Annotated in this window: 17 protein-coding genes; 13 read left to right on the forward strand and 4 right to left on the reverse strand. The window is 68.7% G+C overall.

Going from position 1 to position 21,542, the window contains the following annotated elements; all coding sequences use genetic code 11:
* Positions 1–25 precede the first annotated feature (25 nt).
* From araH to FFS49_RS00425, 9 genes are all read left to right on the forward strand, one after another.
* Entirely contained in the window at positions 26–1,045 is a 1,020-nt protein-coding gene (araH, locus tag FFS49_RS00385) for an L-arabinose ABC transporter permease AraH (protein ID WP_039340382.1), read from the forward strand.
* Positions 1,046–1,096: 51 nt separating this feature from the next.
* On the forward strand, positions 1,097–1,999 hold the full coding sequence (locus FFS49_RS00390; RefSeq protein WP_105818348.1) for an SMP-30/gluconolactonase/LRE family protein: 903 nt from the start codon (positions 1,097–1,099) through the stop codon (positions 1,997–1,999).
* Between the two features lie 172 nt (positions 2,000–2,171).
* Complete coding sequence (locus tag FFS49_RS00395; protein ID WP_105818347.1) at positions 2,172–2,675, forward strand: MarR family winged helix-turn-helix transcriptional regulator; 504 nt, start codon at positions 2,172–2,174, stop codon at positions 2,673–2,675.
* Between the two features lie 218 nt (positions 2,676–2,893).
* Complete coding sequence (locus FFS49_RS00400; protein ID WP_105818346.1) at positions 2,894–3,724, forward strand: p-hydroxycinnamoyl CoA hydratase/lyase; 831 nt, start codon at positions 2,894–2,896, stop codon at positions 3,722–3,724.
* A 71-nt stretch (positions 3,725–3,795) separates the two neighbouring features.
* Positions 3,796–5,244 carry an aldehyde dehydrogenase gene (locus tag FFS49_RS00405; protein ID WP_039340392.1) on the forward strand — a complete coding sequence of 483 codons (1,449 nt, stop codon included), beginning with the start codon at positions 3,796–3,798 and terminating at the stop codon, positions 5,242–5,244.
* 11 nt (positions 5,245–5,255) lie between these two features.
* Entirely contained in the window at positions 5,256–7,148 is a 1,893-nt protein-coding gene (locus FFS49_RS00410; protein ID WP_105818396.1) for a feruloyl-CoA synthase, read from the forward strand.
* 200 nt (positions 7,149–7,348) lie between these two features.
* Positions 7,349–8,554, forward strand: a complete 1,206-nt coding sequence (gene mhpT, locus FFS49_RS00415; protein ID WP_039340395.1) for a 3-(3-hydroxy-phenyl)propionate transporter MhpT — start codon at positions 7,349–7,351, stop codon at positions 8,552–8,554.
* Between the two features lie 62 nt (positions 8,555–8,616).
* Positions 8,617–9,765, forward strand: a complete 1,149-nt coding sequence (locus tag FFS49_RS00420) for a porin (RefSeq protein ID WP_085038132.1) — start codon at positions 8,617–8,619, stop codon at positions 9,763–9,765.
* 33 nt (positions 9,766–9,798) lie between these two features.
* Positions 9,799–11,523, forward strand: a complete 1,725-nt coding sequence (locus FFS49_RS00425) for a tannase/feruloyl esterase family alpha/beta hydrolase (protein ID WP_105818345.1) — start codon at positions 9,799–9,801, stop codon at positions 11,521–11,523.
* Between the two features lie 81 nt (positions 11,524–11,604).
* Here FFS49_RS00425 and FFS49_RS00430 read toward each other — a convergent pair whose 3' ends face one another.
* Positions 11,605–12,081 (reverse strand): Lrp/AsnC family transcriptional regulator, encoded by a 477-nt coding sequence (locus FFS49_RS00430; protein WP_039340400.1) that lies wholly within the window; start codon positions 12,079–12,081, stop codon positions 11,605–11,607.
* Positions 12,082–12,239: 158 nt separating this feature from the next.
* On the opposite strand from FFS49_RS00430, the gene FFS49_RS00435 reads away from it, so the two are divergent.
* Together FFS49_RS00435 and FFS49_RS00440 are read left to right on the forward strand one after the other, a co-directional pair.
* A complete protein-coding gene (locus FFS49_RS00435) occupies positions 12,240–13,472 on the forward strand; it encodes a diaminopropionate ammonia-lyase (protein WP_105818344.1) in 1,233 nt (410 codons plus the stop codon).
* 39 nt (positions 13,473–13,511) lie between these two features.
* Complete coding sequence (locus FFS49_RS00440; RefSeq protein WP_105818343.1) at positions 13,512–14,702, forward strand: M20 aminoacylase family protein; 1,191 nt, start codon at positions 13,512–13,514, stop codon at positions 14,700–14,702.
* A gap of 129 nt (positions 14,703–14,831) precedes the next feature.
* On the opposite strand, the gene FFS49_RS00445 is transcribed toward FFS49_RS00440, so the two are convergent.
* From FFS49_RS00445 to FFS49_RS00460, 3 genes are all read right to left on the reverse strand, one after another.
* Complete coding sequence (locus FFS49_RS00445; RefSeq protein WP_105818342.1) at positions 14,832–16,190, reverse strand: aspartate aminotransferase family protein; 1,359 nt, start codon at positions 16,188–16,190, stop codon at positions 14,832–14,834.
* Between the two features lie 642 nt (positions 16,191–16,832).
* A complete protein-coding gene (locus FFS49_RS00450) occupies positions 16,833–17,342 on the reverse strand; it encodes a GNAT family N-acetyltransferase (RefSeq protein ID WP_071333872.1) in 510 nt (169 codons plus the stop codon).
* Positions 17,343–17,907: 565 nt separating this feature from the next.
* Positions 17,908–18,567, reverse strand: a complete 660-nt coding sequence (locus FFS49_RS00460) for a glycine zipper 2TM domain-containing protein (protein ID WP_105818339.1) — start codon at positions 18,565–18,567, stop codon at positions 17,908–17,910.
* A 454-nt stretch (positions 18,568–19,021) separates the two neighbouring features.
* On the opposite strand from FFS49_RS00460, the gene FFS49_RS00470 reads away from it, so the two are divergent.
* Positions 19,022–20,230, forward strand: a complete 1,209-nt coding sequence (locus tag FFS49_RS00470) for an amidohydrolase family protein (RefSeq protein WP_105818338.1) — start codon at positions 19,022–19,024, stop codon at positions 20,228–20,230.
* A 76-nt stretch (positions 20,231–20,306) separates the two neighbouring features.
* Positions 20,307–21,491, forward strand: a complete 1,185-nt coding sequence (locus FFS49_RS00475; RefSeq protein ID WP_039340412.1) for an amidohydrolase family protein — start codon at positions 20,307–20,309, stop codon at positions 21,489–21,491.
* Positions 21,492–21,542: the final 51 nt, after the last annotated feature.

Genomic DNA, 21,542 nt, shown 5'->3' on the forward strand with positions numbered 1-21,542 from the left:
CAACGATCAACCGGATGCAAACGACATGAGCCAGGCAATGCAACCCCAACGCACTTCCCCGTCCCCCGATGCCGCCATCGCACCCGCGCGAGCGCGCGGCGGCGTGTGGCAGCTGATCAACCGCTCCGGCATCGTGATGGTGTTTCTCGTGCTGTTCGCGACGCTGTCGCTGACGGTCCCGGACTTCCTCACGCCGCGCAACATCCAGGGCCTGCTGCTGTCGGTCACGCTGATCGGCTCGATCGCGGTGACGATGATGTTCGTGCTCGCGCTCGGCGAGGTCGACCTGTCGGTCGCGTCGATCGTCGCGTTCTCGGGCGTCGTCGCGTCGACGCTGATCACCGCGACGCACAGCGTCGTGCTCGGCATCGCGGGCGGCGTGCTCGCGGGCGGTGCGGTCGGGCTCGTCAACGGCGTGCTGATCGCGCGCTGGCGGATCAACTCGCTGATCGTCACGCTCGCGATGATGGAAGTCGTGCGCGGGCTCGCGTTCATCACGTCGAACGGCGACGCGGTGATGATCTCCGAGGAACGCTTCTTCGATCTCGGTGGCGGCTCGTTCCTCGGCATCTCGTATCCGATCTGGAGCAACATCGTCGGCTTCGTCGTGTTCGGCTTCCTGCTGCGCAAGACGGTGTTCGGCAAGAACGTGCTTGCAGTGGGCGGCAATGGCGAGGCCGCGCTGCTCGCCGGGCTGCCGGTGATGCGCATCAAGATCACCGTGTTCGTGCTGCAGGGGCTCGTGACGGGTTTTGCCGGCGTGATGCTCGCGTCGCGGATGAGCCTTGGCGACCCGAAGACGTCGGTCGGCCTCGAACTCGGCGTGATTTCCGCATGCGTGTTGGGCGGCGTGTCGCTGACGGGCGGCGTCGCGACGATCTCCGGCGTGCTGGTCGGCGTGCTGATCATGGGCTCCGTGCAGGACGCGATGAGCCTGCTGAACGTGCCGACGTTTTACCAATATCTGATACGCGGCGGAATTCTGTTGCTCGCGGTGCTGTTCGACCAGTATCGTCGCAACCAGCGGCGCGCGATGAAGATCTGACCCTGGCGAACGCGCGGCCGCCCGCATAAGCGACAGATATCGGGAGACGGCATGCAACAGATTCATCCGGCCGGGCAGGCGACGCTGCTGGCCGACACCCGCAACACGCTCGGCGAAGGCGCGACGTGGTGCGACAGGACGCGCGCGCTGTATTGGGTGGACATCGAAGGCGCCCAGCTGTGGCGCTGTCGCGCGGATGGCTCCGACCTCACGCCATGGGCGATGCCCGAGCGGCTCGCGTGCTTTGCGCTGACCGACGATCCGGACGTGCTGCTCGTCGGACTCGCGACGCATCTCGCGTTCTTCGACCTGCGCAGCGGCGCGTTCACGCGGATCGTCGAAGTCGAGCCCGACCTGCCGACGCGGCTGAACGACGGGCGCTGCGACGGTTCCGGCGCGTTCGTGTTCGGGATGAAGGACGAAGGCGCCCAGCCGCCGCGCGCGGTCGGCGGGTTCTATCGGCTCAATGCCGATCTCACGCTCGAACGGCTCGCGTTGCCTGCGGCCGCGATTGCGAACAGCATCGGGTTCTCGCCGGATGGCACGAAGATGTACTTTTGCGATTCGCTGGTGCGCGAGATTTTCGTGTGCGATTACCGTGCAGGCGGCGATGTCGCGAACGTGCGGCCGTTCGCGCGCCTGACCGATCCCGACGGCGATCCGGACGGCTCGATCGTCGATCGCGACGGCGGCCTGTGGAATGCGCAGTGGGGCGGCAGGCGGGTGGTGCGCTACGGGCAGGACGGCGTCGAGACGGATCGCGTGGCGGTGCCGACCGCGCAGCCGAGTTGCACGGCGCTCGACGGTGAGGGCCGCCTCTACGTGACGAGCGCGCGCATCGGGTTGAGCGACGATGCGTTGGCCGACGACCCGCATGCGGGCGGCGTGTTCGTCGCGCAGACGCGGCACGCGGGGATGGCGACGGCGCGGTTTGCGGGGACACCGCGCGGCTGATCGCGTACGGGATGCCGTTCATCGGATGTCGCTGACGCAGCGGGTTTCGCGGCCAGGCCGGCAGTTCGCCATGCGCGCGGGAGTGCGCTGCGGCTGCCCGGTATGCCTGGAACCGCCCATTCGCCTCCCGACGTGCTGGTAAGATGGCCCGCAATTCCATCCCGCCCGCACCATGAGTTCCGCACCGACCAAACCCGCGAATCCGAAGAACGCCACGAAGCCCGCCACCCGCGCGACCGGCGACAAGCCGAAGGCGCGCGTGCAGCAGCGCCTGACCTACGTGATCGGCGGTCTCGACCGGCTGCTGCGCCGCCACATGACCGACGCGCTCGCACCGCTTGGCATCACGCTCGCGCAATACACTGCGCTGTCGGTGCTCGAGGCGCGCGGCGCGTCGTCGAACGCGCAACTGGCCGAGCGCTCGTGGATCACGCCGCAATCGGCGAATGAAGTGATGACCGTGATGGCCGCCCGCGGCTTCGTCACGCGTGAAGCGGACCCGTCGCACGGCCGCATCATCCTGCTCAAGCTGACCGACGAAGGCGCGGCGATGCTGCGCGAATGCGAAGCCGTGCTGCGCCCGCTCGAAAAGCGCATGCTCGGCGACATATCCGCCGACGACGCCGCGCACGTGCAGCGCGCGCTCGAACTGTTCTCGCGCAACCTGCGGGGCTGACCCGTTCCGAACCCTCATCACGCGGGCCTGTGCGGCCCGCGTTCGCTCTGCCGGTCGCCTGACCGTTCCCCGATTCCATCGCTTTCACCGCTTTCCGATCCGGGTTTACACCGGCGCTCGTGCCGCTTGCAATATCAGGTAGCCTGATATTAAATGAAGCCGTCCGCAGCAGGAATGCTGCGCACCGAATCGCACAGGAACGAACGACAGGAAACGATATGAGCAAGTACGACAACCGCTGGCAGACCGTTGAAGTGAAGGTGGAGGCCGGCATCGCGTGGGTCACGCTGAACCGCCCCGAGAAGCGCAACGCAATGAGCCCGACGCTGAACCGGGAGATGCTGGAAGTCCTCGATGCGGTCGAGTTCGACGACGAGGCGAAGGTGCTGGTGCTGACCGGCGCGGGCGCGGCATGGACCGCCGGCATGGACCTGAAGGAGTACTTCCGCGAGATCGACGGCGGCTCCGACGCGCTGCAGGAAAAAGTGCGCCGCGACGCATCGGAATGGCAATGGCGCCGCCTGCGGATGTACAACAAGCCGACCATCGCGATGGTGAACGGCTGGTGTTTCGGCGGCGGTTTCTCGCCGCTCGTCGCGTGCGATCTCGCGATCGCGGCCGACGAAGCGGTGTTCGGGCTGTCGGAAATCAACTGGGGGATCCCGCCGGGCAACCTCGTGAGCAAGGCGATGGCGGATACGGTCGGGCACCGCCGCGCGCTGCACTACATCATGACGGGCGATACGTTCACCGGCGTGGAAGCGGCCGAGATGGGCCTCGTGAACAGCAGCGTGCCGCTGGCCGAACTGCGTGACGCGACGATCGCGCTCGCGGGCCGCCTGATGGACAAGAACCCGGTCGTGCTGCGCGCGGCGAAGCATGGCTTCAAGCGCGCGCGTGAACTCACCTGGGAGCAGTGCGAGGATTACCTGTACGCGAAGCTCGACCAGGCGCAGCTGCGCGATCCGGAACGCGGCCGCGAACAGGGGTTGAAGCAGTTCCTCGACGACAAGACGATCAAGCCGGGCCTGCAGGCATACAAGCGCTGATACAAGCGCGGACGCAGCCGCCGGCATCACCGCCGGCGTAATCGCAAGAAACAGGCAAGGCAGGAGACAACATGACCGACAGACGGATGCTGATCGCCGGCGAGTGGTGCACCGCCCGCGATGGGCGCACCTTCGACCGATTCAATCCCGCGACGGGCGCGCTGGCGTCACGCGCGCCGGCGGCCGGCGCAGCCGACGCCGACGCGGCGATCGACGCCGCGCACCGCGCGTTTCCGGCATGGTCGGCGCTTGCGCCGACCGAGCGCCGCCGGCTGCTGCTGAAGGCGGCCGACCTGATGGACGCGCGCATCGACGCGTTCATCGCGACGGGCGTAGCCGAAACCGGCGCGACGCCGGGCTGGATCGGCTTCAACGTGACGCTCGCGGCGAACATGCTGCGCGAGGCCGCGTCGATGACGACGCAGATCGCCGGCGACGTGATCCCGTCCGACGTGCCCGGCAATCTCGCGCTGGCGATGCGCGTGCCGTGCGGCGTCGTGCTCGGCATCGCGCCGTGGAACGCGCCGGTGATCCTCGGCACGCGCGCGCTGGCGATGCCGCTCGCATGCGGCAACACGGTCGTGCTGAAGGCCTCCGAAGCGTGCCCCGGCGTGCATGCGCTGATCGGCGCGGTGCTGGACGAAGCAGGGCTCGGCGCGGGCGTGGTCAACGTGGTCACGCACGCGGCGGCCGACGCACCCGAACTCGTCGAGCGGCTGATCGCGCATCCGCACGTGAAGCGCATCAACTTCACCGGGTCGACGCATGTCGGGCGCATCATCGCGCGCCACGCGGCCGCTCACCTGAAACCGGTGCTGCTCGAACTCGGCGGCAAGGCGCCCGTGCTCGTGCTGGACGATGCCGATCTCGACGCGGCCGTCGACGCGATCGCGTTCGGCGCGTTCTTCAACCAGGGGCAGATCTGTATGTCGACCGAGCGTGTGATCGCCGCGCGGCCGATTGCCGATGCGCTCGTCGAACGCCTTGCAGCGAAGGCGCGCACGCTGGTCGCGGGCGATCCGCTGGCCGGCCATCCGCTCGGCACGATGGTCGACGCGTCGGCCGCCGTGCGTGCGGCGTCGCTGGTCGAGGATGCGCGGGCGCTTGGCGCGCAACTGCCGCTCGGGTGCCGCGTGGAAGGCGCGACGATGCAGCCGGCAATCGTCGATGGCGTGACGCGCGACATGCGGCTGTATCGCGAGGAGTCGTTCGCGCCGGTCGTCGCGATCCTGCGCGCGGACAGCGACGACGAAGCGGTCGCGCTCGCGAACGACAGCGAGTTCGGGCTGTCGGCGAGCGTGTTCAGCCGCGATGTCGCGCGCGCGATGGCGGTCGCGCGCCGGATCGAATCGGGAATCTGCCACATCAACGGGCCGACCGTGCACGACGAGGCGCAGATGCCGTTCGGCGGCACCAAGGCGAGCGGCTACGGCCGCTTCGGCAGCCGTGCGTCGATCGCCGAATTCACCGAGCTGCGCTGGATCACCGTGCAAACCACGCCGCGGCATTACCCCATATGAGCGAGGCGACGATGAATGTAGCGAAGCCTCCGGGCGAGGTCGCACACGACACGGGCGGCGTGCGCTATCGCGCAGCGGCCGTCGCCGTGGGCGCGGCCGAGATTCGTCGCGCGGAAAACGGCGCGTGGTACCTGCGTTCGCGCGAACCGCTCGGCGACTACCCGACGCGCCTGACCGATTGCCTCGTGAACGGCGCGCAAGCACACCCCGACCGCGTGCTGGCCGCGAGGCGCGGCGCCGACGGCCGCTGGGTCGAGATCACCTACGCGCAGATGCTTGAACGTGCGCGTGCAATCGGCCAGGGCCTCGTCGATCTCGGGCTGTCGGTCGAGCGTCCGCTCGCGGTGCTGTCCGGCAACGATCTCGAGCATCTGCAGTTGATGTTCGCGGCGATGCTGGCCGGGGTGCCGTACTCGCCGATCTCGCCCGCGTATTCGCTGGTGTCGACCGACTACGGCAAGCTGCGTCACACGCTCGGCGTGCTGAAGCCGGGTGCGGTGTTCGTCGCCGAACGTGCGCCGTTCGCACGTGCGCTCGACGTCACGTTGCCGGCCGATGCGGCGCTGATCGTCGCACGCGACGACGATGCCGATGCGAACGGGAAGGTCGGCGCGGTGCCGCTGTCGCAGCTTCTTGCGACCGTCCCGCGCACGATCGACGCACTCCACGAAGCGGTCGGCCCCGATCATCTCGCGAAGATCCTGTTCACGTCCGGCTCGACGAAGCAGCCGAAGGCCGTGCCGACCACGCACCGGATGCTGTGCAGCAACCAGCAGATGCTGCGCCAGACGATGCCCGAACTGACGCGCGAGCCGCCGGTGCTGGTCGACTGGCTGCCGTGGAATCACACGTTCGGCGGCAGTCACAACCTCGGCATCGCGCTGTACAACGGCGGCTCGCTGTACATCGACGACGGCCGCCCGGTGCCGGGCCGCTTCGACGAAACCGTGCGCAACCTGCGCGAGATCGCGCCGACGATCTACTTCAACGTGCCGAAGGGCTGGGAAGAGCTGACCGTCGCGCTGGAACGCGATGCCGAGTTGCGCGCGACGTTCTTCTCGCGCGTGAAGCTGTATTTCTTCGGCGGCGCGGGCCTGTCGCAGGCTGCATGGGACCGGCTCGACCGCGTGACCGAAGCGCATTGCGGCGAGCGGATCCGGATCATGGCGGGCCTCGGGATGACGGAGGCGTCGCCGTCGTGCCTGTTCACGACGGGGCCGCTGATGCGCGCCGGCTATATCGGGCTGCCCGCGCCCGGCTGCGACGCGAAGCTCGTGCCGTGCGGCGGCAAGCACGAACTGCGCTTCAAGGGGCCGAACGTGATGCGCGGCTACTGGCATGCGGACGTCGATCCGCGTGACGTATTCGACGACGAAGGCTATTACCGCAGCGGCGATGCGGGGGTCTTTGCCGATCCGCAGCGGCCGGAGCTCGGGCTGCTGTTCGACGGGCGGCTGACCGAGGATTTCAAGCTGAGCAGCGGCACCTTCGTCAGCGTCGGGCCGCTGCGCGCGAACGCGGTGTCGAGCGGTGCGCCGTACGTGCAGGACGTGGTCGTCACCGGGATCAATCGCGACGACATCGGGCTGCTGGTGTTTCCGCGCGTCGACGCGTGCCGTGCGTTGGCGGGGCTCGCCGCCGATGCGTCCGTGACCGACGTGCTGCGCGCGCCGGCCGTGCGTGCGGTGTTCGAGCAATGGCTCGTCGAGCTGAACCGGCATGCGAGCGGCGGTTCGACGTTCGTCGCGCGCATCCGGCTGATCGACACGCCGCCGTCGCTCGACCTCGGTGAAGTGACCGACAAGGGTTCGCTGAACCAGGCGGCCGTGCAGCAGCATCGCGCGGCGACGATCGACGCGCTGTACGACCCGGCGCGACGCGATCCCGACGTGATTTACGCGTAACCGGAAGCGCAGCGCATCAAGCAGACACAACGACCTGCCGGCCACGATACCGGCAGGCATGCTTGCGGCCAGTGAATCAGGTTGCCTGATAAAGGCGGCCGTTCAGACGACACCTTGCGCGCTGCTTCGCCACTGGCCGGCGACGGCGCGCGGCGGCCGTCAGCGGCCGACCGACTACAAGACATGGGACTGGAGACAGGATGAACACTTACGTTGCAGAAAAACCCACGGTCGCGACCACGCTCGCGCTGTGTTTCGCGATTGCTCTCCTCGAGGGGCTCGACCTGCAGTCGGTCGGTGTCGCCGCGCCGCGCATGGCGCGCGAATTCGGGCTGAGCGTGTCGCAGATGGGGATCGCATTCAGCGCGGGCACCTTCGGGCTGCTGCCGGGCGCGATGCTCGGCGGGCGGCTCGCCGACCGGATCGGCCGCAAGCGCGTGCTGATCGCATCGGTCGTGCTGTTCGGGCTGCTGTCGATCGCGACCGCGCAGGTCTCGACGTTCGCGATGCTCGTCGTCGTGCGCGTGCTGACCGGCATCGGCCTCGGCGGCGCGATGCCGAACCTGATCGCGCTGTCGTCCGAAGCGGTCGAGCCGCGCTCGCGCAGCAGCGCGGTGGCGACGATGTACTGCGGCATCCCGTTCGGCGGCGTGATCGCGTCGCTGATCGGCGTGCTGCTGGCCGGCGACACCGAATGGCGACACATCTTCTACGTCGGCGGCGTGGGGCCGCTGCTGCTCGTGCCGCTGCTCGTGTGGTTCCTGCCGGAATCGCGTGCGTATCTCGACGTCGCCGGCACGCAGGCCGCGCGCACGAGCGTCGCACGCACGCTGTTCGGCGACGGCCGCACGACGTCCACGGTCGCGCTGTGGGTCAGCTACTTCTGCACGCTGATCGTCCTCTACTTCCTGCTGAACTGGCTGCCGTCGCTGATGGCCTCGCGCGGGCTCGATCGCGCACACGTCGGCCTCGTGCAGATCGCGTTCAACGTCGGCGCGGGGCTCGGCGCGCTCGGCATCGGCGCGGCGCTCGACCGGATGCGCGCGTCGCGCGTGGTGGGCGGCATGTATATCGGGATCGTGCTGTCGCTCGCCGCGCTCGCGGCCGCGCCCGGTTTCGCGTCGCTCGCGGCGGCTGCGTTCGCGGCCGGGATGTTCGTGGTCGGCGGCCAGTCGGTGCTGTATGCGCTCGCGGCGATCTACTACCCGACCGCGATGCGCGGCACGGGTGTCGGCGCGGCGGTGGCGGTCGGCCGGCTCGGTTCCGTCGTCGGGCCGCTCGCGGCCGCGACGCTGCTGGCCGCGGGCCGCAGCGCGCCGGTCGTGATCGGCGCGAGCATCCCCGTCACGCTCGTCGCGGCCTTCGCTGCTTTCGTGCTGATTCGCCGCCCGCAAGCCGGCGACTGATGGTTCGATTTTTTCAATGCGCGCCGTCAGAGCGCGCTTACTCAAGGTCTGGAGACGCAACGATGAAGACGAAGACAAGGAACGGCCTGCTGGCCGCCGGCGCATGCTGCGCGCTCGCCGCGCCCGGTGCGCATGCGCAGTCGAGCGTGACGCTATACGGGATCATCGATACGGGCGTCGAATACGTGTCGCACGCGAACGCGGCAGGCGACCACGTCGTGCGCATGCCGGGCGTGACGGGCGAACTGCCGTCGCGCTGGGGGCTGCGCGGCACCGAGGATCTCGGCGGCGGCTATCAGGCGGTGTTCACGCTCGAAAGCGGCTTCAACGTGCGCGGCGGCGATCTCGGGCAGGGCGGCCGGTTGTTCGGGCGCCAGGCGTTCGTCGGGCTGAAGAGCGGCTTCGGCACGCTCGCGTTCGGGCGCCAGTACACGATGACTTATCTCGCGCTGCAGGGCGCGGACATCATCGGCCCCGACATCTACGGGCTCGGCTCGTTCGACGCGTACGTGCCGAATGGCCGCGCCGACAACGCGGTGACCTACGTCGGCGCGTATCGCGGCGTGACGTTCGGCGCCGCGTATTCGTTCGGCCGCGACGGCGCGGGCACCGGCAACTCGCCGGGGCAGGGCACGTGCGCGGGGCAGGTGCCGGGCGACGCGGTGCAGTGCCGCAACTGGTCGGTGATGCTCAAGTACGACAGCGCGTACTTCGGTGCGGCGGCCTCGTACGAGGAACAGCGCGGCGGCACCGGCGCGGCCGCGAACTTCTTCGACGGCGTGGCGCCCGTTCCCTTCACCAGCAGCGGCGGCAAGGACGCGCGCACGCACGTGAGCGCGTATGCGCAGGCGGCCGGCGCGAAGATCGGCGCGGGCTGGATCGGGCGGCGCGTGTCGACCGGTTCGCCGGCCGCGCCCGGCGCGCATTCGGACCTGTTCTTCGTCGGCGCGTCGTATGCGGTGAAGCCCGATTTCGTCGTCGACGGCGAAGGCTACCGGATCGTCAACAGCGCGCACGACACGCGCGCGACGATGGCCACGCTGCGCGCGACCTATCTGCTGACCAAGCGCACGGCCGTCTATGCGCAATCGTCGTATCTGTGGAACAGCGCGCATGCGCGCTACTCGGTCAGCGGCGGCGGGCCCGGCACGACACCCGGCGAAGGGATGGGGCAGCTCGGCGCGATGGTCGGCGTGCGGCACATGTTCTGATTCACCGGCGTGACGAACCGAACGGGAGTTATCTTGAACAGGAAATCTGCATTTCTCTGTATTGCGCCGCTGTCCGCCGTCGCCCTGCTCGCCGGTTGCGGCGGCGACGACTCGGTGAATTCAGCACCGACGCACCTGAGCGCCGCGACGCCGGCCGCGATGGCGCAAACCTGCGACGCGCTCGCCGCGAAGCTGGCGTATGCGAACACGTCGTTCACGTCGGTGACGACCGCGGCTGCCGGCGCGCTCACGGTGGCGGGCAAGCCGATCGCCGAGCACTGCGTGATCGCAGGGAAGATGAACGAGCGCGTGAGCACGGTCGACGGCAAGACCTATGCGATCGGCTTCGAGATGCGCTTGCCGAAGGCGTGGAACGGCCGCTTCTTCTACCAGGCGAACGGCGGCCTCGACGGCAATGTCGTGACCGCGACCGGCGAGATCGGCGGCGGCGGGCCGCTGACCGACGCGCTGAACCAGGGCTTCGCGGTGATCAGCTCGGATTCCGGGCACAGCGCCGCGCGGAATCCGCTGTTCGGCCTCGATCCTCAGGCGCGCATCGACTACGGCTACGGCGCGGTCGATGCGCTCACGCCGATGGCGAAGCAGGTGATCCGGCTTGCGTACGGCAAGGCGCCCGACCGCAGCTATTTCGGCGGCTGCTCGAACGGCGGCCGTCATGCGATGGTCACGGCGGTGCGCAACCCGGCCGACTACGACGGCATCATCGCGGGCGATCCGGGTTTTCATCTGCCGAAGGCGGCGATCGGCGAGATGTACGGCGCGCAGCAGTTCGCGAAGATCGCATCGGCGACCGGGTCGAACGGGCTGCCGGATATCCGCAGCGGCTTCACCGACGCGGAGCGGCAGTTCGTCGGCGCGAAGATCCTCGAGAAATGCGATGCGCTCGACGGCGTCGCCGACGGAATGGTGCAGGACGTTGCCGCGTGCCAGGCGCACTTCAGCGTCGACGCGGACATCCCGACCTGCGCGAACGGTACGCGCACGGGCGCGTGCCTGACGCCCGCGCAGAAGACCGCGCTCGGGAACGTGTTCACGGGCGCCCGCAACAGCGCGGGCACGGCGCTCTATGCGGGCTTTCCGTACGATCCGGGCATCGCCGGCGGCGGCTGGGCCGCGTGGAAGCAGTCGAATTCGATCACGCTCGACCCGGCCGCGATGGCGTTCACGTTCATGTCGCCGCCGAAAACCGCCGCGGTGCTCGCGAACCTGCCCGGTTTCGCGCTCGGCTTCGACATGGACAACGACGCGCCGGCGATCTTCGCGACCAGCGGCGTGTACACGCAATCCTCGTGGTCGTTCATGACGCCGCCCGACGAGACCAACCTGTCCGCGCTGAAGGCGCGCGGTGCGAAGCTGCTCGTCTATCACGGCACCGGCGACCCGGTGTTCTCGTTCGACGATACGCGAGACTGGTACGCGCGGGTTGCGCAGGCGAACGGCGGCGATGCGTCGGATTTCGCGCGCTTCTATCCGGTGCCGGGGATGAACCACTGCTCGGGCGGCCCGGCGGCCGATCAGTTCGACCTGCTGACGCCGCTCGTGGCCTGGGTCGAGCAGGGGCAGGCGCCCGGTGCGGTGGTGGCCACCGCGCGCGACGCGACGAACGCGGTGCCGAATGCGGACGTGCCGGCATCGTGGGGCGCGGGACGCACGCGGCCGCTGTGCGCGTATCCGCAGGTGGCGCGCTACAACGGGTCGGGCGACGTGAATTCGGCGGCGAGCTTCAGTTGCCGCTGACGTAGCCGTCGATGGGAGGCGATCGGTGCGTGCATTCGCGCGCCGGTCGCCTCATGTTTGCAACCGCTCACTCACTTACACTCACTCGCCCGGTTCGACCGGCACTTCGAGCCCGACCTTCACGCGGCTCATGCTCACCAGCGTCTTGAACCGCTTCACGTTGTTGTTCGCGAAGAACAGCTCGCGCGTGAGCGCGTTGTACTGATCCATGTTGCGCACCGCGAGGATCAGCACGAAATCCCATTCCCCCGTCACGTAGTAGCACTGCTGGATCTGCGGACAGCGCTCGAAGGTGCGCTTCATCGCGTCGAGCTGGTCGATCTGCTCGCTCTCGACCTCGACGTTGACGACGATCGTCAGCGGATGATCGACCTTGTCCGGCGCGACGACGGCCGTGTAGCGCTCGATCACGCCGTCGTCCGCGAGACGTTTCAGGCGCCGGTTCACGGCCGCGGTCGACAGGTTGACGCGCGCGCCGAGCTCGCTTTGCGGCGTTTGCGCGTCGCGCTGGATTTCCATCAGGAGCTTGCGATCGAACGCATCGAGTGGGGTGGTCATGATGGCGCGTGAAGCCTCGGAAGAATGAGAAATTTTTGCGTGGCGGACGCCGATTTGGCGATTTTATTGACCCGCATGCGCAATATTATTTTTCGAACCGGCGGCGCGCGCAACCCGTGCGCGACCGACCCGAACCGACTCACGGAGTGCTGCCCGCCATGCTGATCGCCAACCCCCGTGCCTCGCGCACCGCCTATCCCCACGCGCTGCGCCGCGTGATGAACATCGCATCGGCCGACGAAAGCGGCGCGTGGCTGTCGCACTGGCCGCTCGTCGGCAACGCGCGCACGCCGTTGCGCGCGCTGCCGGATCTCGCCGCGCGGCTCGGCGTCGCGAGCGTCAGCGTGAAGGACGAGTCGTGCCGCTCGCCGCTCGGCAGCTTCAAGGCGCTGGGCGCACCGATCGCGCTGGTGCGGCTCGTGAAGCGCTTGCGACGCACGCAGGATCTCGATCCTCAAGGGCTCGTCACCGGCCGCTACGCGGCCGAACTGGCCGACCTGACGGTGATCAGCGCGACCGACGGCAATCACGGCCGCGCGCTGGCCGCCGCCGCGCGTGCGATCGGCTGCGGGTGCGTGATCGTGCTGCACGCGAACGTCGAGGCCGAACGCGAACGCGCGATCTCGGCGTACGGCGCGCGGATCGTGCGCATCGAGGGGAACTACGACGAGTCGGTCATTTGCGCGGCGCAGCTCGCGCAGGCGAACGGCTGGTATGTCGTGTCGGATACGTCGTACGACGGCTACGAAGCGATTCCGCGCGACGTGATGCAGGGCTATGGCGTGATCGCCGCCGAGGCCGCCGCGCAGGCGGCCGAGGACGACGGGCGGCCGTTCACGCATGTGCTGCTGCAAGGCGGCGTGGGCGGCCTCGCCGCGGGCATCGCGAGTTACCTGTGGGAGCGCGACGGCGTGCAGCGGCCGCGTTTCATCGTCGTCGAGCCGCGCCAGGCCGACTGCCTGTACCAGAGTGCACTCGCAGGTCGCGCGTCCAGGGCGACCGGCAGTGTCGATTCCGTGATGGCCGGCCTGGCGTGCGGCGAGGCGTCGCCGCTTGCGTGGGACTTCCTCGGGATGTGCATCGACTATTTCATGCTGATCGACGACGAAGACGCGGTGCAGGCGATGTGCAACCTTGCGGCCGGCAGCGAACGCGACGTGCCGCTCGTGGCCGGCGAATCGGGCGCGGCCGGCGTCGCGGGGCTCGACGTGCTGATGCGCGACCCTGCGCTCGCGCGGCAGGTGGGGCTCGATGCGCATTCGCGCGTGCTGGCGATCAATACGGAAGGCGCGACGGCGCCGTCCGTGTACCGGAACTGCGTCGGCGAGACGGCCGACGCCGTGCTCGCGAGGCAGCGCGCCTGGCTGGACCGCGCGGCGGTCGCGGCCTGAACGACATCCCGACCGACGACGACCTACGAGGCCCACGCCATGAACGCAACCGAAGAAAGCACGCTGCAGGGGCAACTGAAGACCTGGCGCCGCCATCTGCACCAGTTTCCGGAGACGGGATTCGAAGAGGTGAACACGTCGGACTACGTCGCGCGCATCCTGACGCCGCTCGGGCTCGACGTGCATCGCGGGATCGGCGGCACGGGGCTCGTCGCGAACCTGACGGCCGGCACCGGCAAGCACGCGATCGGCATCCGCGCCGACATGGACGCGCTGAACATCGCCGAGCATGCGCCGGGCCGCGAACATGCGTCGCGCACGCCCGGCAAGATGCATGCGTGCGGGCACGACGGCCACATGTCGATGGTGCTCGGCGCCGCGCAGCTGCTGGCCGAGCGCAAGGATTTCGACGGCACCGTGCGCTTCATCTTCCAGCCGGCCGAGGAGCATGGCCGCGGCGCGAAGGCGATGATGGCCGACGGGCTGTTCGAGCGCTTTCCGGTGGACGCGATCTTCGGCGCGCACAACATGCCGGGGATGCGCGCGGGCACGTTCGCGACGCGCGCGGGCGGCATCATGGCGAGCGAAGACAATTTCGTGATCCGGATCGACGGGCGCGGCACGCACGCGGCGCGCCCGCACATGGGCATCGATCCGATCGTGATCGGCGCGCAGGTCGTGCTCGCGCTGCAGACGATCGTGTCGCGCAATCTCGATCCGGGCGAGCAGGCCGTGATCTCGTGTACGGAGTTCATCACCGACGGGCTGCGCAACGTGCTGCCGTCGACGGTGACGATCAAGGGCGACACGCGCAGTTATTCGCGTGACGTGCAGGCGCTGCTGGCCACGCGGATGCGCGAGATCAGCGAAGGGATCTGCCGCACGCACGGTGCAACCTGTGCGTTCGAGTACACGCACGAGTTCGCGCCGACGGTGAATTCGCCGGAATGGGTCGACACGGCCGTGCGGGCCGCGGCGCAGGTCGCGGGCGCAGAGAACGTGAACGCGAACGTCCAGCCGATGATGATCTCGGAAGACTTCGGCGCGTTCCTGCAGGCGGTGCCCGGCAACTTCGTCTTCATCGGCAACGGGGAGGCGGCCGGTCGGGGCGGCGTGCCGCTGCACAACGCGGGCTACGACTTCAACGACGAGATCCTGCCGGTGGGGGCGCGGTATTTCGCGGAAGTGGCGCGGCGGGCGTTGAAGGCGGCGGAGCGCATCGCTGCATGATGCGGATGCGACGGGAAACGGCCCGCTGTGCGGCGTTCCGTTTCACCGTCAGGCGACACGAGCGGCGCGGCAGGCCACACATCGTGGCCGCGCTCGCGCGATGTGTGGCCTGCCGCGAATGTCACTGCATCACACCAACTCGCCGAGACACGCGTCGAACTGCGCGACGAGCCGGTCGACATCATCGGCCGTCGTCTGCGGACACACGAGCATCATGTTGTGGAACGGCGTGATCAGCACGCCGCGATTCAGCAGATACAGGTGCACGATGTGTTCGAGTTCGCTGTCGAGCTGCGCGCCGGCGAGCGTGCCGTTGCGCGGCGGCGTGGAGGCGAACTGGAATTCGGTGCGCGCGCCGATGCGCGTCACGCACCACGGCAGCCCGTGTTTTGCGATCGTTTGTTCGAGCCCCGCCGCCAGCCGCGCGGCGAGTTCGAACATGTGCGCATACGCCGCGTCGGTCGCGACTTCGGCGAGCGTTGCACGCATCGCATGCATCGCGAGCATGTTTGCGGTGAGGGTCGTGCCGATCCCCGAATGGCCGGGCGGCGCATTCAGCTTCGCCTGCTTCGCGCGTTCCGCAAATTCCGCGCTGAACCCGTACACCGCGCACGGCACGCCGCCCGCGATCGGTTTGCCGACTACCAGCATGTCCGGCTCGAGATCGTGCGCGACCGCATAGCCGCCCGGGCCGCTGCTGATCGTGTGCGTTTCGTCGATCACGAGCAGCGTGCCGTAGCGGCGCGTCAGTTCGCATGCCGCCTCCCAGAAGCCCGGATCGGGCAGCACCATCCCGATGTTCGTCATCGCGGGCTCCGCGAGCACGCAGGCGACATCGCCGCCTTTCAGCGCCGCTTCGAGCGCGGCGAGGTCGTTGAATTCGACGACGCGGGTGTTCGCGAGCAGGTCGTACGACTGCCCGAGCAGGCTGTCGCGCTGCACGGGGCGGCCATCGACGAGATCGACGAACACGTCGTCGACGGTGCCGTGATAGCAGCCGTTGAACACCACGATCGTCTTGCGGCCGGTAGCCGCGCGCGCCCAGCGCAGCACGAAGCGGTTCGCGTCGCTCGCGCTCAATGCGAATTGCCAGACCGGCAGCCTGAAGCGGCGCGCGAGTTCGCGCGACACCCACGTGGCGTCCTCGCTCGGCAGCATCGTCGTGTAGCCGCGCGTGGCCTGCTCGACGAGTGCGCGCGCGACGGGTTCGGGCGCATGACCGAACATCGCGCCGGTGTCGCCGAGGCAGAAGTCCACGTAGCGATGGCCGTCGACGTCGGTGAACGTCGCGCCGCGCGCCTCTTTCACATACAGCGAGAACGGCGTCGACCAGTCCTGCATCCAGTGCAACGGCACGCCGAACAGCAAGTGCTCGGAGGCTTCCGCGGACAGGGCGCGGGAGACCGGCATGGCTTCGGTGAACGCGTGGCGCTCGCGATCGAACAGCGCGCGGGCGCGGATGAGGTCGACTCCGTGGCGGGAAGGCAAAGGCAGCTCCTGGGCTGTGAAGGTACGGAAACGATAGCGCGGGCGGTGGGGGGATGAACAGGGGCGAAATTACCGAGGCGGATGGGCGCCCGCCAGATCGTCGGGCAATGGGCGAGCGTGTTTTATTTGATTTGGAGATAGCACTGGTAAATGGAAACCGAAAAGAATCGTGAAGGTTTCCATGGATTTTTAATGGGCTTTTCGCGATTGAAGTTTTTGCGCATAAACATACGACAACTTATCTCGTGGGCCATCCATTCGAATGTGAGTGTGCGCACACATACGGGCCGTTGACTCAGTAGGAACGGGGGGCGACAAATGCATGCCTTGCGTCGCTCACCTCTGCACCGGGTTAAGTGGTGCGACGACGTATAAGTTGTGATCCCCGTGCCCGGCGTTCTCGCGGGGATCGAGGCGTGCTGCCCCGAAGGCGGCGGCCGGGTCGTCATGCTGTCCGGCAACGGATATTGCGCCGGGCCGGTCGATCGTGCTGCGGAGCAACGTCACGTTCCGCATTGAGATGTGACGGTCGCCGGGCAAGGCCGTCAACACGACGATCACCGACAAGCGACAATGCGACGCGCAGAGAGGGAAGGTCGTTCGCGCGATCGATCGATGCGCGCGAACGCAGGTTCGAACGCGTTACCCGAGCGTCTTGACCATATGGTGTTCGTCATAGAAGCGGCCATCGACGAACAACGAGCGCGGTTCCGTACCGAACCGCACGAACCCCTGCGACGCATACAGCCGCTCCGCATTGGCATTGACCTCGTTCACGCACAGCATCAGTTGCTTGCAGTCCCATTCCTGCGCCGCGTGCGCGGTCGCGCATTCGAGCAGCGTTTGCGCGATGCCTTGCCCGCGATACGCGGGATCGACGAACACGCCCCAGATCGTCGCCTTGTGCGCGATCTTCACGCGCGCATCGCGGCGTACGCCCGTGATGCCGACGAGCGTATCGCCATCGAACGCGCCGAACACCGCACGTTCGTGAGTCGGCGTGATGCGCGTCGCGAATTCGTCGACGGGCACCTGCGATTCTTCGGCGAGCGTCGGCAGGAAGGAGGTGGGGGCGGTGTCGACCGCACGCAGGCGAACGGTCTGGAAACGGGCGGCGTCGGCCGCATCGAGCAGGCGGGTCGTGATCGTCATCGGGGGCGTTCCGGTTGAAGGTCGTGCATGCCGGCGCGGGCCGCTGGGGCCGCGGGATGCACCGTCCTGATCGTAACGGGAATCCGGTTGTCGGGTGGCGACGTTCGGCACCGCCGCGTGATCGAATGCAGATAGTCTGATCGCGTCGCGCGGCCGCTTTGCATCGCTGTCGACGCAGCATGTGAGCGCCGCGGCATTGGTGTCGCAGAGGCTCAGGTACACGTGCCCGACCGCGCTGTCGAGCTTCGACAGCATCGTGTTCAGCGGCGCGCGCGTGCTGTCGGACATGGCCGGCAATAGCGTCGCACTCGTGTCGGGCGCGGCGTCGGGCGTGTATGGCGGCGAGGCGTCGGGTCGCGGCTGTGAGTGCGGGAGAGCGGTCGTGCGACGGCGTGCGTTGGAGACGGACGCGTGGTGTCGCCGAGATATCGGCGGTGCGTGATGCGCGCCGCGTCGGCATGAAGAATGAGGGCGAGGTGAAACAGGCGCGCGGTCGCGCCGAACCGGCGTCCGACGTCGAACGCACGACGATGCGCCCGATCAGCTCAGGCGCACCGCATCCGAATCAATAACGCGCGAGCTGATTGCCGTTGATCTGCACGCGATCGCCCGGACGCAGGTTGCCCGGCGACTGCACGTCGAACGAGCGCATCGAGCCGTCGCTGACCTGCACGTCGATCCGGTAGCTGCTCGGGCCTTGTGCGGCGCCCATCTGCTGGCCGATCTGGTTGCCGGCCACCGCACCGCCGAGCGCACCGATCACGGTGGCCGCATCGCGGCCGTGACCGCGGCCGAACTGGTTGCCCACCAGGCCGCCGACCAGCGCGCCGACGACGGTGCCGGCGACGCCCGACGGGCCGACCGAGCCGTTGACCGGCTGGATGTTCGAGACCGTGCCGTATTGCGTGCCGTAGCCGTTGCCGTACTGGTTGCCGTATTGCTGCTGATTGCCGTAGGGGTCATACGGCTGCGACCCGTATTGCTGCTGGTTGCCGTACTGATCGTACGGCTGCGGTGCCTGGTTCGGATACGGCTGTTGCTGCTGCACGTAGCCCGGTTGCGAATACGCGGGCTGTGCGTAGCCGGGCGTCGCGTATTGCTGCTGCTGCGGATACCCCGGTTGCGCGCCGTAGTAACCCGGCGCGACGCAGGCGGTCAGCGGAAGCGCCGCGACGGCGACGAGCGAGGCGAACAGAACGGTCTTCGTGGAAGGCATGCGCATCATGGTGATTCCTGCATCGGCAACGGGTTCGCCGACGAATGCCGGAACGGGTGGCGAACTCGGCGTGAGTATAAGGAATGGCCGGAGGCGCGTCCGGTGCGGCCGGGTAACAACGTGTAAAGTCTGTTGCCGCGTAAATCGCCGCGCGGGCGGGGCGTTGGAGCGACGCGCGGCAAGGGCGCGAGACGCCCGCCTTCCGGTGATGCCGATGCTGCGCAGCCCTCGGTTGTTCCGTCGCTGTCCCGCGATCCCGCCCCATCGCGATGCGAGGCCCGGCGGCCGCGCGCGCCGCGCATCGCGAAATCGAATGCGCGGCATCGCGACATTTAATTGGCCTCGGGCGACGGCGTCCGATATCGTGGCCGGATTCCCCTGCCAACGGCACGCGCCGTGCCGGCTGCGGTGCCTTCCCCCGTCCGCGCCGGTGACGTGCCGCGACCGCCCCACATTCCGAGCCATGACCGATCGTATCTTCATCAACGCCGTCGACGCCGGCGGCCAGCCCATCCACCTCGTCGTCCGTGACGGCCGCTTTATCGCGATCGGCGCCGATTGCGCCGCCGCGCCCGGCGCGGAAACGATCGACCTCGACGGCCGCGTCGTGCTGCCCGGCTTCGTCGACGGCCACATCCACCTCGACAAGAGCTTCGTCGGCGATCGCTGGGTGCCGCACGAACCGGTCGGCACGCTGCGCGAGCGGCTCGCGGTCGAGAAGCGCCAGCTCGCGGCCGCGCCGCCGATCGTCGAGCGCGCGAATGCGCTGATCGCGCAGGCCGCCGCATTCGGCACGGTCGCGATGCGCAGCCACGTCGACGTCGATGCAACCACCGGCCTGTCGAACCTGCAGGCCGTGATGGCCGCGCGCGAGCAATGGCGCGGGATCGTCGACATCGAGCTGGTCGCGTTCCCGCAGGCGGGCGTCGTCACCTGCCCGGGCACCGCCGAGATCCTCGATGTAGCCGTGCGCGAAGGCGCGGACGTGGTCGGCGGGATCGACCCGACGACGCTCGACGGCGATGCGGACGGCCAGCTCGACATCGTGTTCGGCATCGCCGAGAGGCGCGGCGCGAAGATCGACATCCACCTGCACGAGCCCGGTGAAACGGGCATCGCGCAGCTGCTGCGGATCGCGGCGCGCACGCGCGCGGCGGGGCTCGGCGGCCGCGTGAACGTGAGCCACGCGTACGCGCTCGGGCAGGTGAGCGATGGCGACTTGCAGCGCACGGCAGCGGCACTGGCCGAGGCCGGCGTGTCGATCCTGACGAATGCGCCGGGGGACTGCGCGTTTCCGCCGGTGCAGGCGTTGCGCGATGCGGGCGTGCACGTGTTCGCCGGCAACGACAACATCCGCGACGCATGGTGGCCGTACGGCAACGGTGACATGCTGCAGCGCGCGATGATGGTCGGCTATCGGTCGGGCTTCTACACCGACGAAGCGCTCGGTATCGCGCTCGACATGGCGACGCACGCCGGCGCGCGCGTGATCGGCAAGGACAACTATGGAATCGCAGTCGGCTGCGATGCGACGTTCGTCGCGGTGCGTGCGCCGAATGCGGCGGCGGCCGTCGCGGGCGTGCCGGCCGAGCGCTGGGTGTTCCGCCTCGGCGAAAGCGACACCGGCGCGCCGTTCGCCCCCGCGCTGCGCTTCACGCGCCGACCGACCTGACCGGCGGCACGGCACGCGCCGTGCCCCCTTCGCACCGAACGTACCGACTGCACTGACCGACCCCACCGGAACCGACATGACGAACCTGCTGATCCGCAACGTCCGCCCGAGCGCCGACGCCGCGCTCGACATCCTGATCGAAGGCGATCGCATCGCGCGCATCGGCCCGTCGCTCGACGCGCCCGCCGGCTGCGCGATCGAGGACGGCGCGGGCGCGCTCGCGTTGCCCGGCCTCGTCGAAGGCCACACGCACCTCGACAAGACGCACTGGGGGATGCCGTGGTATCGCAACCAGGTCGGGCCGCGCCTCGTCGACCGCATCGAGAACGAGCGCCACTATCGCGCGACGAGCGGCCATGACGCGGGCGCCGCGTCGCTCGCACTGGCGCGCGCGTTCCTCGCGGCCGGCACGACGCGCATCCGCACGCACGTCGACATCGACACCGAAGCCGGGCTGCGGCATCTGCACGGCGTGCTCGCGACGCGCGAGACGCTGCGCGGGGAAGTCGACATCCAGATCGTCGCGTTTCCGCAATCGGGCGTGCTCAAGAGGCCGGGCACCGATGTGCTGCTGTCCGACGCGCTCGCAGCAGGCGCCGATCTGCTCGGCGGGCTCGACCCGTGCGCGATCGAAGGCGATCCGGTCGAAGCGGTGGACGTGCTGTTCGCAATCGCCGAGCGCCACGGCCGCGGGCTCGACCTTCACCTGCACGAGCGCGGATCGATGGGCGCGTACTCGCTCGACCTGATCCTGCAGCGCACCGCTACGCACGGCATGCAGGGCAAGGTGACGATCAGCCACGGGTTCTGCCTCGGCGATATCGGCGAACGCGAGCGCGATGCGCTGCTCGCGCGGATGGCCGAACTCGGCGTCGGGCTCGTCACGACCGCGCCGGCGGCGGTGCCGGTGCCGCCGGTGGCCGCGTGCCGCGCGGCGGGCGTGACGGTCATCGGCGGCAACGACGGCGTGCGCGATACGTGGACGCCGTACGGGTCGCCCGACATGCTCGAACGCGCGATGCTGATCGGCATGCGCAACGATTTCCGCCGCGACGATGCGCTCGAAGTCGCGCTCGACTGCGTGACGCACGGCGCGGCCCGCGGTTGCGGCTTTGGCGATTACGGGCTGCAGCCGGGCAGCCGCGCGGATGTCGTGCTGGTCGATGCGCTGACGTTTGCCGAGGCCGTCGTCGCGCGGCCGGTGCGGCGGCTCGTCGTGTCGTCGGGGAAGATCGTTGCGCGCAACGGTGCGCTGGTCTGAATGAAGCGTGAGTGCGACGTCGCCCCCGGTATGATCCGGTTTTCAGCGGGA

The organism is Burkholderia sp. 4NA327C6, assembly GCF_005502655.1.
GTDB lineage: Bacteria > Pseudomonadota > Gammaproteobacteria > Burkholderiales > Burkholderiaceae > Burkholderia > Burkholderia contaminans.

Coding starts and splice junctions, on each gene's coding strand:
- araH (WP_039340382.1), top strand. CDS start 26: ATGAGCCAGGCAATGCAACCCCAACGCACTTCCCCGTCCCCCGATGCC.
- FFS49_RS00390 (WP_105818348.1), top strand. CDS start 1,097: ATGCAACAGATTCATCCGGCCGGGCAGGCGACGCTGCTGGCCGACACC.
- FFS49_RS00395 (WP_105818347.1), top strand. CDS start 2,172: ATGAGTTCCGCACCGACCAAACCCGCGAATCCGAAGAACGCCACGAAG.
- FFS49_RS00400 (WP_105818346.1), top strand. CDS start 2,894: ATGAGCAAGTACGACAACCGCTGGCAGACCGTTGAAGTGAAGGTGGAG.
- FFS49_RS00405 (WP_039340392.1), top strand. CDS start 3,796: ATGACCGACAGACGGATGCTGATCGCCGGCGAGTGGTGCACCGCCCGC.
- FFS49_RS00410 (WP_105818396.1), top strand. CDS start 5,256: ATGAATGTAGCGAAGCCTCCGGGCGAGGTCGCACACGACACGGGCGGC.
- mhpT (WP_039340395.1), top strand. CDS start 7,349: ATGAACACTTACGTTGCAGAAAAACCCACGGTCGCGACCACGCTCGCG.
- FFS49_RS00420 (WP_085038132.1), top strand. CDS start 8,617: ATGAAGACGAAGACAAGGAACGGCCTGCTGGCCGCCGGCGCATGCTGC.
- FFS49_RS00430 (WP_039340400.1), bottom strand. CDS start 12,081: ATGACCACCCCACTCGATGCGTTCGATCGCAAGCTCCTGATGGAAATC.
- FFS49_RS00435 (WP_105818344.1), top strand. CDS start 12,240: ATGCTGATCGCCAACCCCCGTGCCTCGCGCACCGCCTATCCCCACGCG.
- FFS49_RS00440 (WP_105818343.1), top strand. CDS start 13,512: ATGAACGCAACCGAAGAAAGCACGCTGCAGGGGCAACTGAAGACCTGG.
- FFS49_RS00450 (WP_071333872.1), bottom strand. CDS start 17,342: ATGACGATCACGACCCGCCTGCTCGATGCGGCCGACGCCGCCCGTTTC.
- FFS49_RS00460 (WP_105818339.1), bottom strand. CDS start 18,567: ATGATGCGCATGCCTTCCACGAAGACCGTTCTGTTCGCCTCGCTCGTC.
- FFS49_RS00470 (WP_105818338.1), top strand. CDS start 19,022: ATGACCGATCGTATCTTCATCAACGCCGTCGACGCCGGCGGCCAGCCC.
- FFS49_RS00475 (WP_039340412.1), top strand. CDS start 20,307: ATGACGAACCTGCTGATCCGCAACGTCCGCCCGAGCGCCGACGCCGCG.